Source organism: Rhizobium sp. 2YAF20 (assembly GCF_052114685.1).
Classification (GTDB): domain Bacteria; phylum Pseudomonadota; class Alphaproteobacteria; order Rhizobiales; family Rhizobiaceae; genus Rhizobium.
On the sequence record NZ_JBFRFF010000010.1, the window covers coordinates 1 to 13,573 of the forward strand.

At 57.3% G+C, this 13,573-nt stretch carries 13 protein-coding genes, 1 pseudogene and 1 riboswitch; of the genes and pseudogenes, 4 read left to right on the top strand and 10 right to left on the bottom strand.

What is annotated here, in order from left to right; translation table 11 throughout:
• Nucleotides 1–776: 776 nt before the first annotated feature.
• On the bottom strand, nt 777–1,547 hold the full coding sequence (gene xth, locus AB4Z52_RS14570) for an exodeoxyribonuclease III (RefSeq protein WP_442218642.1): 771 nt from the start codon (nt 1,545–1,547) through the stop codon (nt 777–779).
• A 592-nt stretch (nt 1,548–2,139) separates the two neighbouring features.
• On the opposite strand from xth, the gene AB4Z52_RS14575 reads away from it, so the two are divergent.
• Nucleotides 2,140–4,434: a cation:proton antiporter domain-containing protein gene (locus tag AB4Z52_RS14575; RefSeq protein ID WP_442218643.1), complete on the top strand. Its 2,295-nt coding sequence runs from the start codon at nt 2,140–2,142 to the stop codon at nt 4,432–4,434.
• A 73-nt stretch (nt 4,435–4,507) separates the two neighbouring features.
• Here AB4Z52_RS14575 and AB4Z52_RS14580 read toward each other — a convergent pair whose 3' ends face one another.
• From AB4Z52_RS14580 to AB4Z52_RS14590, 3 genes are all read right to left on the bottom strand, one after another.
• Entirely contained in the window at nt 4,508–4,795 is a 288-nt protein-coding gene (locus tag AB4Z52_RS14580) for a hypothetical protein (protein ID WP_442218644.1), read from the bottom strand.
• A 118-nt stretch (nt 4,796–4,913) separates the two neighbouring features.
• The gene (locus AB4Z52_RS14585; RefSeq protein WP_442218645.1) at nt 4,914–5,696 is read right to left on the bottom strand and encodes a universal stress protein; all 783 of its coding nucleotides are present in this window, start codon (nt 5,694–5,696) and stop codon (nt 4,914–4,916) included.
• A 50-nt stretch (nt 5,697–5,746) separates the two neighbouring features.
• A riboswitch (Fluoride riboswitch) is annotated at nt 5,747–5,808 on the bottom strand.
• 99 nt (nt 5,809–5,907) lie between these two features.
• The gene (locus AB4Z52_RS14590) at nt 5,908–6,105 is read right to left on the bottom strand and encodes a hypothetical protein (RefSeq protein WP_442218646.1); all 198 of its coding nucleotides are present in this window, start codon (nt 6,103–6,105) and stop codon (nt 5,908–5,910) included.
• A gap of 496 nt (nt 6,106–6,601) precedes the next feature.
• Between AB4Z52_RS14590 and AB4Z52_RS14595 the strand changes: the two genes are divergently transcribed.
• The 3 genes from AB4Z52_RS14595 (at nt 6,602) to serA (ending at nt 9,080) form a co-directional block, all read left to right on the top strand.
• Nucleotides 6,602–7,063 (top strand): mobile mystery protein A, encoded by a 462-nt coding sequence (locus AB4Z52_RS14595; protein ID WP_442218647.1) that lies wholly within the window; start codon nt 6,602–6,604, stop codon nt 7,061–7,063.
• Entirely contained in the window at nt 7,060–7,656 is a 597-nt protein-coding gene (locus AB4Z52_RS14600; RefSeq protein WP_442218648.1) for a mobile mystery protein B, read from the top strand. The genes AB4Z52_RS14595 and AB4Z52_RS14600 overlap by 4 nt, the downstream gene beginning before the upstream one ends.
• A 185-nt stretch (nt 7,657–7,841) precedes the next feature.
• A complete protein-coding gene (gene serA / locus AB4Z52_RS14605; RefSeq protein ID WP_442218649.1) occupies nt 7,842–9,080 on the top strand; it encodes a phosphoglycerate dehydrogenase in 1,239 nt (412 codons plus the stop codon).
• Between the two features lie 88 nt (nt 9,081–9,168).
• Here serA and AB4Z52_RS14610 read toward each other — a convergent pair.
• The 6 genes and pseudogenes from AB4Z52_RS14610 to AB4Z52_RS14635 all read right to left on the bottom strand — a co-directional run.
• Nucleotides 9,169–9,276: pseudogene (locus tag AB4Z52_RS14610) on the bottom strand (proline racemase family protein); the annotation flags it as partial.
• 51 nt (nt 9,277–9,327) lie between these two features.
• Complete coding sequence (locus AB4Z52_RS14615) at nt 9,328–9,933, bottom strand: dimethylsulfoniopropionate lyase (protein ID WP_442218650.1); 606 nt, start codon at nt 9,931–9,933, stop codon at nt 9,328–9,330.
• Complete coding sequence (locus AB4Z52_RS14620; RefSeq protein ID WP_442218651.1) at nt 9,933–10,931, bottom strand: GlxA family transcriptional regulator; 999 nt, start codon at nt 10,929–10,931, stop codon at nt 9,933–9,935. Before AB4Z52_RS14620 ends, AB4Z52_RS14615 begins: the two co-directional genes overlap by 1 nt.
• A 63-nt stretch (nt 10,932–10,994) precedes the next feature.
• Nucleotides 10,995–11,783, bottom strand: coding sequence for a pyrroline-5-carboxylate reductase family protein (locus AB4Z52_RS14625; RefSeq protein ID WP_442218652.1), 789 nt, complete (start codon nt 11,781–11,783; stop codon nt 10,995–10,997).
• A gap of 77 nt (nt 11,784–11,860) precedes the next feature.
• Complete coding sequence (locus AB4Z52_RS14630) at nt 11,861–12,712, bottom strand: ABC transporter permease (RefSeq protein ID WP_442218653.1); 852 nt, start codon at nt 12,710–12,712, stop codon at nt 11,861–11,863.
• Nucleotides 12,709–13,557, bottom strand: coding sequence for an ABC transporter permease (locus AB4Z52_RS14635; RefSeq protein ID WP_442218654.1), 849 nt, complete (start codon nt 13,555–13,557; stop codon nt 12,709–12,711). The genes AB4Z52_RS14630 and AB4Z52_RS14635 overlap by 4 nt, the downstream gene beginning before the upstream one ends.
• Nucleotides 13,558–13,573: the final 16 nt, after the last annotated feature.

Genomic DNA, 13,573 nt, shown 5'->3' on the forward strand with positions numbered 1-13,573 from the left:
GGCTGCAAAACCGATCATCTCACGCAATAAATCTGCATCCGCGCTCTTCTCAACAAGCGAGCGCACGTCCATCATGTCATTGGTCATCGGTGGTCTTTCCGTCAGGTTGGTCTTCAACAACCCGACCCTAGCGGAAAACACTGATGGCCGCCCGCAAACCCGACCACCCGCTACAGCGCTATGAAAAACGCGCGGGCGCTCGGCTTTGCTACCTTCCGTCAGCTACACCACTTCCCGGGACACGATCGCTCCTCGTCAACATTCATCAGTCGAGAGTAGCCCTCGACGTCGGCTGCCAGAATTGCAGAAAGCTTTCTTTCAAGCGGTGGCGCTTCCATACGAACGGTCCGATTCCGTGTACCATCAGTCTTTAAAACGATCACGAAAGCTGACTCAATGACGAGACCATCTACGTTTCCAGCGACAGAACGGTCTCCGTTCATCAACAGATGACGGGACAAATTTGTTCCGTGGCGGCGATGGCAAACATCGGTCGCGCATGGAAATGAAAGCGACGCTAACCTCAACCGGCTTGATCCGCACAAGTGCGGCAAATCATTCGCCGTCGGTGCTGCTCCGGAAAAAGGAGCAGTGACACCGCTGCGTTGCCAGAGCCTGCGCTTTGACTTCGGCTAAACACGCAGGCGGCTTTGTGGCAAGCCCAGGCCCTGACCTAAAGTTGCTGTTGCACTTCCCTTTTGCGAGTTGGCTGGGCTCGCCATCTTCTCCTTCCGGTTTTTCGCCGGGTCCCCCGCGTCGCGGATAAAATGAGTTCATCACGCAAATTCGATCCAGGCAGGCGCATGGTCGCTGGTATGCTCCCACCCTCGGACGAACTTGTCGACCCCGCCGCCTATAAGCCCGTTGGCGACCGAAGGACTGAGGAGGAAATGGTCAATACGCAGACCGGCATCCCTAGCAAACGAGTTGCGAAGATACTTCCAGAACGTATAAATCCGCTGGTCCGGGTAAAGCTCCCGCAGCGCGTCAGTCCACCCCTGCTCCACCAGTTCGCGAAAGGCTTCCCGGACTTCTGGCCGATACAGGGCGTCGTCGACCCAACGCTCGGGCTTGTAGACGTCCAGCTCGGTCGGCATAACGTTGTAGTCACCGGCCAGAACCACAGGCACTTCGAGCGCCAGCAACTCTTCGGCGTAGTCGGACAACCGTCGAAACCAATCGAGCTTGTAATCGAACTTGGGTCCGGGTGCGGGATTGCCATTCGGCAGATAGAGGCAACCGACCAACACGCCGTCGACAACCGCTTCGATGTATCGGCTATAGCTGTCGCTGTTATCGCCGGGAAGACCGCGTCGTGTTTGCACCAGCTTGCGGCCACGTGAAAGGATCGCCACACCGTTCCAACTCTTCTGGCCATGCCAGATGGCTTGATATCCTGCTCGTTCAATTGCCTCCTTGGGAAATCGCTCATCGGGAGATTTGAGTTCCTGCAGACAGACGATGTCAGGCCCCGCCTCGTCCAGCCAGCGCAGCAGGACATCGAGACGGCCGTTGACCCCGTTCACGTTATAGGTAGCAATTTTCATCGGATCCTAATTTACGGGAACACGTTCTGGACTGAACACCCCGCGATTGATGAAGTTCCCCTATCGCCGGGTGCCAAGACGCGACGGAAGTGGCATGACGGCCTTGACAACGATCTCACCGAGCTGCGCCGGCGTCGGCTGCCGCGGCAGACGCAACAGATCCTAGTTGGCACCCTCACGCATCTCTGCGTAGCCGGTCACGAGCACAACCGGGAGGTTTGGCCATCGTTTCGCAACGACGTTGGCGAGTTGCGATGCGCGCATTCGAGGCATGGTGGGGCCGTAGTGACAAGATTGTTCCTGACGTCACGTTCCAGCCGTTCGATCGCCTCCTGCGCGGAGTGAGCTTCGAGAACAGCGTACCCAAATGAGAGGCCGGGGCTATCTTCGGCCTTCGTGGTTGAAAGGCGAAGGAGCTTGCACGCATCGGCCTGACGACATCGAGACGGCACCTGAGGCTGGTGCCCTCACCGACCAATCTCCAAGCTTACGAGGCCTCGGCGATGGCGGACGGCAAGAATGCCATAAGGTAGGGAACGCAGATCCGGTTCAAGCGTTTGATCCCGACAATCTGGGGCGCGCCGTAAAAGTCATGTACGCATTTCGACGGTCGGTAACAGCACCGAATTGGATTCTGCCCGCTTCGACGATCGGCATTTTTGTGGTTTGCAACGCTGCCTTTGCAGCAGAGGGACCCAAAGTGGCGGCCCCGTCCGAGGCTCTGTTTCTTGTTCAGATTGTCCTGTTTGTCGTCATCGGAAGGTTGCTCGGCGAAGCGATGGTTCGAATCGGGCAGCCATCGATCATGGGTCAGATCATCGGTGGCATTGTCCTTGGGCCATCAGTCCTCGGCGCCCTTTGGCCTGATGCGCAGGCGCAGATATTTCCACCCTCCATCGGACAAAAGAGCATGACCGATGCGGTGGCACAGCTCGGTGTTCTCTTTCTGCTGCTGTTGGCGGGCATGGAGACCGATCTGGGTCTTGCTCTTCGGCTGCGACGCGCCGCCGCCGGCGTCTCGCTTGCGGGTATTGTCCTTCCATTCGCACTCGGTTTTACTTTGGGAGAACTCCTTCCTTCCAGTCTCCTGCCGGATCCGCAAGCCCGGCTGGTCACGTCCCTCTTTCTTGGCACGGCGCTGTCGATCTCGTCGGTCAAGATCGTCGCCTCAGTGGTGCGGGAAATGGATTTTATGCGCCGCAATATCGGCCAGTTGATCGTCGCCTCGGCGATCATCGACGATACCGTGGGATGGGTGATTATCGCGGTCACCTTCGGCCTTGCCGAAAATGGCACGGTCGATCTGGTGACGCTTGCGAGAAGCATCTTCGGCACACTTGCTTTCATGGCGTTCAGCTTCACGATCGGCCGGCGTATCGTCTTCGAAATCATCCGATGGACGAATGACAGGTTTCGCAGCGACCTTCCGGTTCTCAGCGCCATCATCGCGATCATGGGCGGCATGGCGATCATCACAAATCTGATCGGTGTGCACACCGTGCTCGGCGCTTTCGTCGCCGGCATCCTGGTCGGGCAATCGCCAATCCTCACGCGGCAAATAGACGTACAGTTGCGTGCGTTGACGACCGCACTGTTCATGCCTGTCTTCTTCGGATTGACCGGCCTACAAACCGATCTCAGTGTCTTGCGTGATCCGCAGATACTTCTTCTGGCAATCGGCCTGATCCTGATCGCGAGCGTTGGCAAGTTCGGCGGTGCCTTCGCCGGCGCCAAATTTGGCGGGTTTTCGAACTCCGAGGCGATCGCTCTCGGGTGTGGCATGAATGCGCGGGGTTCGACCGAGGTCATCGTCGCCTCGATCGGCCTGTCCGTTGGGGTCCTCGATCAACGACTGTTCTCCGTCATCGTCGCCATGGCGGTCGTAACGACCATGGCGATGCCGCCGACGTTGCGGTGGGCCTTGGCACGGTTACCGATGCGCGAAGAGGAGCGTGGCCGCCTCGAACAGGAGCAGTTCGAGGAGAAAAGCTACCTATCAAAATTTGAACGGATTCTCCTCGCAATCGATCTTTCTGCAAGCAGCGATTTTGCCGGGCATATCGCCGCGCATTTTGCGGCAGTGAGGAAGATGCCTGTCACGGTGCTCAATGTCGTCGGCGATGACAACACGGCATCTCACACACGCGGTGACACGACCAAATCTCAATCGATGCAAGCGAGGACCGAGGCGGCGGCGGAGCGCGTAAGGTCAACCGCCGACCAAACAATCGCAGCAACGGCCGATACCGGGGAAATTGGAGGCGGTGATGTCCATATAAACACGAGGCTCAAGGATGCCGATCTTTCCAAGGTACTGGGAGACGGCTCGGAGAAGGGGCACGACCTACTCTTCATAGGCGTAGAACCAACCGCGGATCCGCATGGCGGCTTCGATGAACGTGTTTGCTTGATGACGTCCGCGTTTAAAGGAACGACCGCGATCGTGTCTTCCAGGGGAAGACGGCCGGAAGCCGACAAGAATGTGCGCATCCTCGTCCCGATCAGCGGGACGGAACGCTCTGTCAGGGCGGCAGAATTCGGGTTTCTAATCGCCAAGGCGACAGGCTGTGCGATCGCAGTGCTTTACATACGCGATCCGCAGCAGACGAGTTCCCTGCCCCGCGTAAGCGATGCCAGCAACGCGCACTTGACGGCGTTCAGGAGGATAGACGAGATTGCAGGCCACTACGGTGTGAAGGTGCAGAAGATCGTTCAGGACGGAGCATCGCCCGAGCTTTCGATCCTTCGTCATGCTCGCAAAGGCCGTTACGACCTCATCGTCCTGGGGGTCAGCCGACGGGCGGGCGATCGATTGTCATACGGTAACATTGCCGATACCCTACTTGAAGCGGCGGATCGGTCTTTCATTTTCATTGAGACGGAATGACGGTGGCCTCAGCTCTTGATCATGGTGCGCTTGGCACTTGTCTGTGGCATTTCTGTCTTTGGAAGGGTGATGGTCAGGACGCCGCTCTAAGCCTGTCGGAGAGCCAGCCTGAGAACCCCTGCGCGATGCTCGCCTGAGCGACGCCGTCGACCAATCCAACGACGCTGCCGCTCGCGGCCAGCGTCTGGGTCAGGAAAACCGGCAGGATCGGATAGAGCATCTCCGTCGAGATGTCGGCAAAGAGGCTCGCCAGCGCCAGAAGCAGGACGTTTCGGGAAATCCAGACGAAGGCTTTCTTTGGCGCTGCTTCAGTCGTCGCTTGGTCGGGCTTAGTTGTAGCGGTCTTGCCCGGGAACGACACCGTAGCGCCGGAGAACCTCAGAAGCGATCGACGAGCGATGACCGCCCGCGGTCGAAAAATTGCGTTGAAGGAGATGGGGCAATCGGATCCACCGCTTCCTACCTCAAACCGCCGGGCTTTAATGCGACATCAGTACTGGGATGGAAATGTTGTTTATCAGCTTCTGTGTTGCCCCACCGAACATGTCCTCGAACAGCGGAGAGTGGCCGTAGGCCCCGCACACGATAAGATCGGCGTTTTCACGGTCGAGGCCAGCGAACAAGGCGCTGGTGAAATCGGTTTCTCCCCTGCCCCGCCATCCTTCTAAAGCGACCGTGACGTCATGTCGTTCGAGATGGTTCTTGATCGCCTGAACATCAGTATTCTGATCGCTGTAGTTGCTGGCAAATACGAAGACAAACACCTTCTTTGCGGCCTTAAGGATTGGCATCGCGTCGTGAACGGCACGCGTTGCCTCCCGGCTGAAATTCCAGGCAATCACCACCTGCTCGCCGATTGGGTCGACGCCTGTCCAGCCGGTTGGCAGAACCAGCATCGGAACGCCGGCGGTGACTAGAATGTCTCTAGGGACTGCCGAATTGGCGAGATGGCGTTGATCTGGATGCGGCTGCGTCGTCACGAGCAGATCCGCGCAGTGGGAAAAGAGCTGTTCAGCAGTGTGCGCTTCCGGCCGTGCCGGGTGATAGTCGAAGTCGAGCCCGGCCTCTTGGGCCGCCGTTGTGAATTCCTCTTCGATCGCCAACGCGCGCTCGCGACTTTCGCCTCCCAAGGCTTCTTTTGTGCTGATATCCACGCCGATCAGTCGCGCTTGGTGTTTCGTCGCGACATTGATGGCGGTGCGCAGGCGCGCTGGGCAATCTGCACCGGCGTCCAGGTAAACAACGATATCTCGATAAGCCATGACGTCCTCCGTTTTCACACGCGTGCAGCCGAACACTCCGTGCTCGAAGATACGCTGTAGGAGACATCAGCCGGCCGGCGGTTAAAAGGCGAACTCCATCACCTGTAACTACCAATGCAGCAGCTTGTGAACGGTTCCATGAGCGAAGACATATTCGGATGGCTCGCAGGCGCGGCGTCTGGAAGCGGCAATCCTTCCGGATCGAAGAGCCTCAAAGACGTCGGGCGAGAAACAACAGCACGGCTCCGACCATCGCCGTCATCGCGCCGCGATAAACCCAATTCGTCTCGTCGATCATGAAGCTGCTCGCCGGATAGGGAAAGTAACCGCTACCCTGCGCCGCCCAAACCAACCCCGCCACAATCAACAATGCTGCGAATATCGACAAAACAAACTTGAGCGATTTCATCCTGCGTCCTTGGTTGATGGTGTTCTTAGGAATGTTGGGCCGTAACGCTTTCGTTGAACCGCATCATGACATCACCTGCCCACACTGATACCGAAAACGAGTGTCAAACGGCATTGAATATTGGCTTTGATCACTTTTGATGAAGTTCTGGCGTCGGCTGCTGTTGGTTTCACATAAGAAATCGGCAGGATGTGTCAATCAATCCGACCATCGACGATGGTCCCTCACGGATTTGCCGTCGATAGCTCCGCCCTTGTCGAGGGGGTCATGTTGATCGCAATTCGCCCGACCAGCAGGTCGAACCTGTGCCCAAGCTGTGGTAGTAGGTCAGAGCGGGTCCACAGGCTCCAGCCTGTTTTTTGATGCTTGAATCACAGATTACAGGCTGATATCTTGACCCATAAATCATACTATGGATTGAGCAATGCATATTGATAATCAGTCTATATCCTGATAGATGTCGATGTACAATCAGCTTACAGTCTGAGAGCGATGGATGAAGAGCGACAGTCGAAAGAGGGGGCGCCTACGGCTCGATGAAAGACTTCGAGCGCTGCAACCGATTGACCGGTTCAGGGCACCGCCGAAGGGATGGGTGCGCGCACTACGCGACGCGCTCGGGATGACGGGCGCGCAGCTCGGCACACGCATTGGCGTGCGACCTCAAACTGTTGAAGCCATCGAGAAGTCGGAAGCCGCAGGCACGATCCAACTCAATACCTTACGTCGCGCAGCTGAGGCGCTGGATTGCACGCTCGTCTACGCCCTCGTTCCAAACAGTTCACTTGAGGCTGTCATTGAGGCGCGCGCGAGGAAAATCGCAACGCGCGAGCTTCAGCGCGTTGCGCATACGATGCGGCTCGAAGCTCAAGGCACGGATGAGGCGGACTTCGAATCCCGCATCCAGGCATATATTCGCGACAAACTCTCCGAGCGCGACCTCTGGAACGAGACATGACGGAACTATTTCAGGAGCCTGAGGACGCCACACCCCTTGAGCCGCATGAGCGAGAGGGATTGCTTCAGACATGGATCACGCACCGCCGCGACCTTAACGAGGCGGAGCAAGAAAACATCGTCGAGGGTGCTGCTTGGGCGCGTGGCCGCCGGCGCGTGTCGATTGAACGAATGCTCAGCGAAGACTTCATGCAAACACTGCACAAGCGGATGCTGGGCGACGTCTGGGAATGGGCCGGAACCTACCGGACGACGGAGCGCAACATCGGCATTCAGGCATACCGCGTTGGAGTGGAGTTCGGCAGCCTATTGAGGGACGTTCACTACTGGATCGAGCATGAGACATTTCCAGCCGACGAGATAGCGGTCAGGTTCCACCATCGCCTGGTCGCAATACACCCGTTTCCGAATGGAAATGGCCGTCACGCTCGCTTGGCGGCCGACCTTCTGATCGAACGCCTTGGCGGCAAGCGTTTCAGTTGGGGCGGCGGCAGTCTGGCTGATGTTGGAGAACTGCGCGCTCGTTACGTCGCAGCCCTACGCGCAGCAGACAATCATGATATTGCGCCGCTGCTGGAATTCGCGCGCACCTGACAGGCGCCGCCTCTTTGTGCATCGCTTCCTTTGAAAGCAACAGAGCCTTAGATATCCGCCGTCGGAGTGGAGTTTGGTCTTGCTCTGTCCGTTGGATGGTCGCTAAGTATTTTGCCATATCTGTGAGCTTTTATGGCCGACAAGCGACCCCGGCTTAATCGAATTCGAGAATCGAAAGCAATTCAATGACCCGACAACTTTCTCTCCGGCGCGATCGGATTTCCGTACTACTGCTTGAAGGCATTAGCCAGAGCGCTGTGGACTACTTCTCGTCATCCGGCTACGCCAACGTGACTCATCTGCCGAAGGCTCTGGATGACAAGGATCTCAAAAGTCTTATAGCCGAGGCGCATATTGTCGGAATTCGTTCGCGCACCAATCTGACAGAGGAAATTTTCCGTTCCGCCAAAAAGCTTATGGCCGTCGGTTGTTTTTCTGTGGGGACAAATCAGGTCGACCTGGATGCGGCCCGCCGGCGCGGGATACCCGTATTCAACGCTCCTTATTCGAACACTCGCTCGGTCGCCGAGCTTGTGATCGGTGAGATCATAATGCTGACCAGGCGGATTTTCCCGCGTTCGGCTTCTGCACATGAAGGCGGATGGGAAAAATCTGCCGAAGGCAGTCGAGAGGTGCGCGGGAAAACGCTAGGCATCGTGGGCTACGGCAACATCGGTTCGCAGCTTAGCGTTCTTGCGGAAAGCATGGGTATGAACGTGCGCTATTTTGATCCTTCAGACAAGCTTCGCCACGGCAATTCAGAATCGATGGCTACGCTCGGTGAGCTTCTCGAAATCTCAGATTTCGTGACGATGCATGTTCCCGAAACCCGTTCGACGCAAAACATGATCACTGAGGCCGAACTGCGCAGAATGAAAAAGGGCGCCCTTTTCATCAACAATTCACGCGGGACCGTGGTGGATCTTGAAGCGCTTGCGAAGGTTTTGAAAGAAGGACATCTCGCAGGCGCGGCTGTCGACGTGTTCCCGAAAGAACCGGCATCCAATAAAGAGCGTTTCGAAACGCCGCTGCAGGGTTTGGACAATGTCATTCTCACTCCGCATATTGGCGGGTCTACGGAAGAAGCCCAGGAGCGCATCGGAGGGGAAGTCTCCAGAAAGCTTGTGGAGTATTCCGACGTCGGCTCGACACTGGGCGCGGTCAATTTTCCCCAGGTTCAACTGCCGCCACGTCCAAACGGCACGCGTTTCATCCATGTTCATGAGAATCGCCCCGGCATGCTAAACAGTCTGAATGCGATTTTTTCGTCCCGCGCACTCAATATCGTCGGTGAGTTCCTGCAGACGTATGGCGAAACGGGTTACGTGGTCATTGAAGCCGAGGGCGTTGGCCAGACAGCGGATGACATCCTTGATGCGCTTCGCCAGATCCCGGGAACGATACGAGCTCGATTGCTTTACTGACGCCGATGGGAAATTGGCATTCTCTAAGTGTTGAGCCTCCACGAGGAGGCCGTCCTTCTTGGAAACGACCGAGCATCAAGTCTGGGATTTATGCCCAGATGTCTCCGACGGTGAAACCCTCGGTGAAGGGATCATCGTTGTCCAACACGATCGTGTTCAGCCCAAAAATCCAGCTCGTACCTGAAAGTGTCGGAACGACGGTCGGGACAGACCATCCTCAGGGCACAGGTTTCAATGCGCCGGTCTGTTATGACGGCGCAAGCACTCGCAATGCCCAGAAAGCAAACAGTGGTTTGTCACCGGACCGCATAGCATGTCTGATATGCGGCACATTATAGAACGACCCCCCAATGCCCGGCGTGAACCAGCCCTGGCCATCCTGTAGAAACTCGCCATCCGAAAGAACAAGGTAGACCTCTTCAGGCGTATGACTGTGATCGGGATAACGGACGTTCGGGGCTAGCAAGGTCACGCCCAGCCAGACGTCCGATCGATCTTCGATTCCTCCCGGACCCAGGATCATGGCGTTGGCATGCCCGTCGACGAAATTTTCGCTGGCGGTCGACTTGTCATAGGTGGGACGTCTACGCCATTCCAGCAGAGGTTCGATTGGCCTGAAACGATCGATGAGATGATCAAGCGAAGAATGCCCCGTTTCCACGTCGAGTGCCTCTTTAAGGTAGGCGCAAACCGGCAACCGACCACCTGGTCGTTCGGATTGGTTTTGCGCCTGGTCCAGCAAGCCGAAGATCTGCGAGATCGATCGATGTCCTTGCGCAGGCGGGGCGAACTCTTGGTATGCGGCGAAACACGCATCGACGAATTCCTGCAAGCTCTGACTTCTCTGGTCCATTATTCCGTCTCCCGCAATCGAGCCGCCGACCTGACTTTCGAAGGCGATATTCCGTAGAGCCGTCTGAAGGCTCGACTGAAATGTGAGGCGTTGTTGAAACCGACGTCGTTGGCGATATCAACGAAGGAAGCTCTTGTTTGCAAAACGAGCGTTCGAGCCTTCTTCATCCGCAGCGTCGTATAGGCTTGCGCGGGCGACGTTCCGGTCTCGACCAAAAACAGTCGCTCCAACTGGCGACGTGAGATGCCGACAGCGTCTGCAATGTTATCGATGGTCAGCTCGTCGTCGATATGTTGTTCCATAAGGATCAATGCGGAACAGAGGCGAGGGTCCTGATAGGCTTCAGACAATGGACGGCGCGGCTGGATATCGGTGCCCGCGCGCGCTCTTTGAATCTGCATCACTTCGAGGGCATTTCGCTCCGCATCCTTGCTGATATGGGATCTCACCAGATAGGCCGCCATATCCGCCGAGCCGCTGCCGCCAGCGCAGGACCCGCGGTCTTTTTCGAGATTGAAGATCTTCTCGGACTCGACCGGATGATCGGGAAATCGCTCGCGGTAGGACTTGTAGTGAAGCCAGCTGACGCAGGCTTTGTGTTTCCGCATCAACCCGATGTCGGCAAGGATAAAGGAGCCGGTGCAAAGGCCGATCAAAGTGACCCCGAGCCTTGCTGCATGAACAAGGTAGGCTCGAGTCTCAGCGTCGAGAGGAGACTCGACGTTGAGCAAGCCGCCGACCACGACGATGTAATCGAACTGGTCGGGCGAACTCAAAGCCGAAGTCGGCGCGACCTTCACGCCGCAGCTCGAAGTGATCAGATGCTGGGTGCTCGCCAGCACCTGCCAGTCGGCGAAGACGCGCCCCGATCTGTCAAACTCGTCGCTGGCAAGCCTGATCGTGTCGACGAACATGGAGAAGGCGGAAAGCGTGAAGGATCTCGCCAGGATAAACCCAATTGTAAGACGGTTATCCTCTTTCTTGCTCGTTGATCGCATTGGAAGCTCCTGTTGGACTAACCGACGGCTGCTTGGGTAGCACCACTCTTCAAAAGGCGGCTTTCATCCCTGTGACAGCGCCAGCGCCTTTCGATAGGCGGCCTCGAGACCGGATCGGACTGCGGTTTCGAAGCCTTTCTCGCGCATGGCGAGGATGCCGGCCGCTGTGGTGCCGTTGTAGGCCACGAACGCTTCGACGGCTACGGCTGGAGACTGTCCATGCCGCTCCTGAAGCCTGCCAGCACCAATGATCACCTGTTGGGCGGCACGGGTGGCCATTTCGACCGGAATGCCCCGCGATACCGCGTCGGAGACCATCGCTTCTGCCAGGAGTGCCGGAAATGCCTCTCCAGAGCCGGACATGGCGGTGAAGTAGTCGATGTGATCTTCGCGTTCGACGATGTCGACCTGTCCGCAACTTTCAAAGATTGTCCGGACGATTTCCAGGTCGCCAGCGCGATCAGATTGCAGAAAGATTGGCGTATATGAAAAACCAAGCTCGGCGGCCGCATTGGGCAGTGCCCTTGCCACCCGGTGCGCGCCCGTGTCCTCGTGGATTTGATCGAGTGTGACCCCTGCCATCACAGAAACAATGAGCTTGTCGGCCGCATCGATCTTGACCGCCTTCCAGTCAGACGGGCGTACCGAAAGAACGACGACATCGGATTGGGCAACCAATTCATTGTTGTCCTTTGTCCAATGGCATTTAATCGCCGCGTCGGCCGTTCCGCTCCGGTACGAGCATGTCAGCGCATTTGGTTGAACAGCACCCGAACTGATCAGGGCCTTGGCCAATGCTGAACCAAGCCAGCCGCCCCCACCGATTATGCCGATGCGTCCCATCTGTCTCATTTTCATTCTCCGTAGTCGTCTGTGAACGAAACGCCCGTGCAGGTGTTACCGTTGTCGATGGCTCGATTTCTTGGCGGCTAGGCAGGGATTGCCGCGCGCTTTCGCTGAAGAGCACCGCGCGAAAGTCGATCAAGAAGAAGGGCGACTGCAACGATTGCAAGGCCGGCACGCAGTCCAAGACCCATCTCCATCCGCGTCAGGCCTCTAGTCACCTCAGCCCCAAGGCCACCCGCTCCAACCAGGCCGGCCAGAACAACCATTGCCAGGGAGAGCAGAATGCACTGATTGAGACCCACGGCGAGCGTCGGCTTGGCCGAAGGCACCTCGATTTTGACTAGAATTGCCATAGGCGATGCACCGATCGCCTGGCCCAGCTCCTTCAGATCATTCGGAACCTGGTTGAAGGCCAGCGTCGTCAGCCTCAGCATTGGTGGTACGCCATAGACGATCGTCGCAATAATTGCCGGTACGCGGCCGAGACTGAAGACCATGACGGCCGGGATGAGGTACACCCAGGGCGGTACCGTCTGCATGATATCGAGGATCGGGCGAATTCCCGCCTCGATCCTTTTGTGACGCGAGGCGACGACACCAAGCGGGAATGCGATCAGCACGGAGACCGCGACTGACACACTGACAAGTGCAATTGTCTGCATCGACGGTGTCCAGAGGCCCGCAGCCAGGCAGAAGCCCAAGGCGAGAGCCGCAAGGATAGCGACCCGCCAACCGGCCACGGCCAAAGCAAGCAAGACGACCACGGCGATGACGGCATATGGCGGCAAGAAGAGAAGCGCCTTTTCGATGGCATCCAACACGGCCTCGATGACGATGCTGATCGTTTGGAACAGCGGGTGAAAGTTCTTGTTGAGCCAATCGACGAATGGCGCGAGCAAGGCTCCGGGCGAATATTCGAGAATTGAAGGATTCATTTCTTCGCTCCATAGCTTGCACTAGCCGCGCCTTGAGCCAGTCGATCGAGAACCATCGTCAGGACGACGATGGCGATGGCGGCATTGATGGATTTAGCAATATCGAGCGTCCGGATCGCGCCGTAGATCGTCTCGCCAAGTCCGCCCGATCCAACGATGCCGGCGATCACCACCATCCCGAACGCCATCATCAGGCTCTGGTTTATGCCGGCCATGATGCTTGGCATTGCAAAGGGCAGGCGGATCTTGAAGAACATCTGCGGGCCGGTAATGCCAGTCGCGTGACCCAGCTCCAGGAACTCGTTTGGTGTCATCCGGATACCGAGAGAGGTGAGACGGAAAGCCGGCGGAACGGCAACGATGACGGTCGCGACCAGCGCCGTCGCCGGCCCGTACCCAAGAAGCGCAATCGCCGGCAGCAGATAGATGTAGGGGGGCAAGGTCTGGATAAGATCGAGAACTGGCTCAACGGCACGATCCAAGGCGGGAACAAACCCGGCGACGACACCGGCTGGAATGGCGACAAGCAGAGCCAGGAATGTGGCCGTGATGACCAGAGCCAGCGTGCTCATGGTTTCCGGCCACAGCCCGATAATTGCGCAGAACACCAAGGCAACGCCTGCAAAGAGGCCGAACCATACATTCACCACCCGCCATCCAAGCACCGCAAAGAGGATCGCGATGACGTAAAACGGAGAAACATCGAGCGCCCAGAGGACGGCACCATAGATATTCTCCAATACCGTTCGGACGAAGTCGAATATGAACTGGGCATTGTCGCCAAGCCACTCGAGCGCACTATCGGTCGCCTGGTCAAAACTATCTGCAAAGCCTGAACTGTCCATTTCGGAACGCTCCAAT

Bases quoted from the DNA above. Each gene is read 5' to 3' on its own strand.
- xth (WP_442218642.1), bottom strand. From the start codon at position 1,547: ATGAAAATTGCTACCTATAACGTGAACGGGGTCAACGGCCGTCTCGAT.
- AB4Z52_RS14575 (WP_442218643.1), top strand. From the start codon at position 2,140: ATGTACGCATTTCGACGGTCGGTAACAGCACCGAATTGGATTCTGCCC.
- AB4Z52_RS14585 (WP_442218645.1), bottom strand. From the start codon at position 5,696: ATGGCTTATCGAGATATCGTTGTTTACCTGGACGCCGGTGCAGATTGC.
- AB4Z52_RS14590 (WP_442218646.1), bottom strand. From the start codon at position 6,105: ATGAAATCGCTCAAGTTTGTTTTGTCGATATTCGCAGCATTGTTGATT.
- AB4Z52_RS14595 (WP_442218647.1), top strand. From the start codon at position 6,602: ATGAAGAGCGACAGTCGAAAGAGGGGGCGCCTACGGCTCGATGAAAGA.
- AB4Z52_RS14600 (WP_442218648.1), top strand. From the start codon at position 7,060: ATGACGGAACTATTTCAGGAGCCTGAGGACGCCACACCCCTTGAGCCG.
- serA (WP_442218649.1), top strand. From the start codon at position 7,842: ATGACCCGACAACTTTCTCTCCGGCGCGATCGGATTTCCGTACTACTG.
- AB4Z52_RS14615 (WP_442218650.1), bottom strand. From the start codon at position 9,933: ATGGACCAGAGAAGTCAGAGCTTGCAGGAATTCGTCGATGCGTGTTTC.
- AB4Z52_RS14620 (WP_442218651.1), bottom strand. From the start codon at position 10,931: ATGCGATCAACGAGCAAGAAAGAGGATAACCGTCTTACAATTGGGTTT.
- AB4Z52_RS14625 (WP_442218652.1), bottom strand. From the start codon at position 11,783: ATGAGACAGATGGGACGCATCGGCATAATCGGTGGGGGCGGCTGGCTT.
- AB4Z52_RS14630 (WP_442218653.1), bottom strand. From the start codon at position 12,712: ATGAATCCTTCAATTCTCGAATATTCGCCCGGAGCCTTGCTCGCGCCA.
- AB4Z52_RS14635 (WP_442218654.1), bottom strand. From the start codon at position 13,557: ATGGACAGTTCAGGCTTTGCAGATAGTTTTGACCAGGCGACCGATAGT.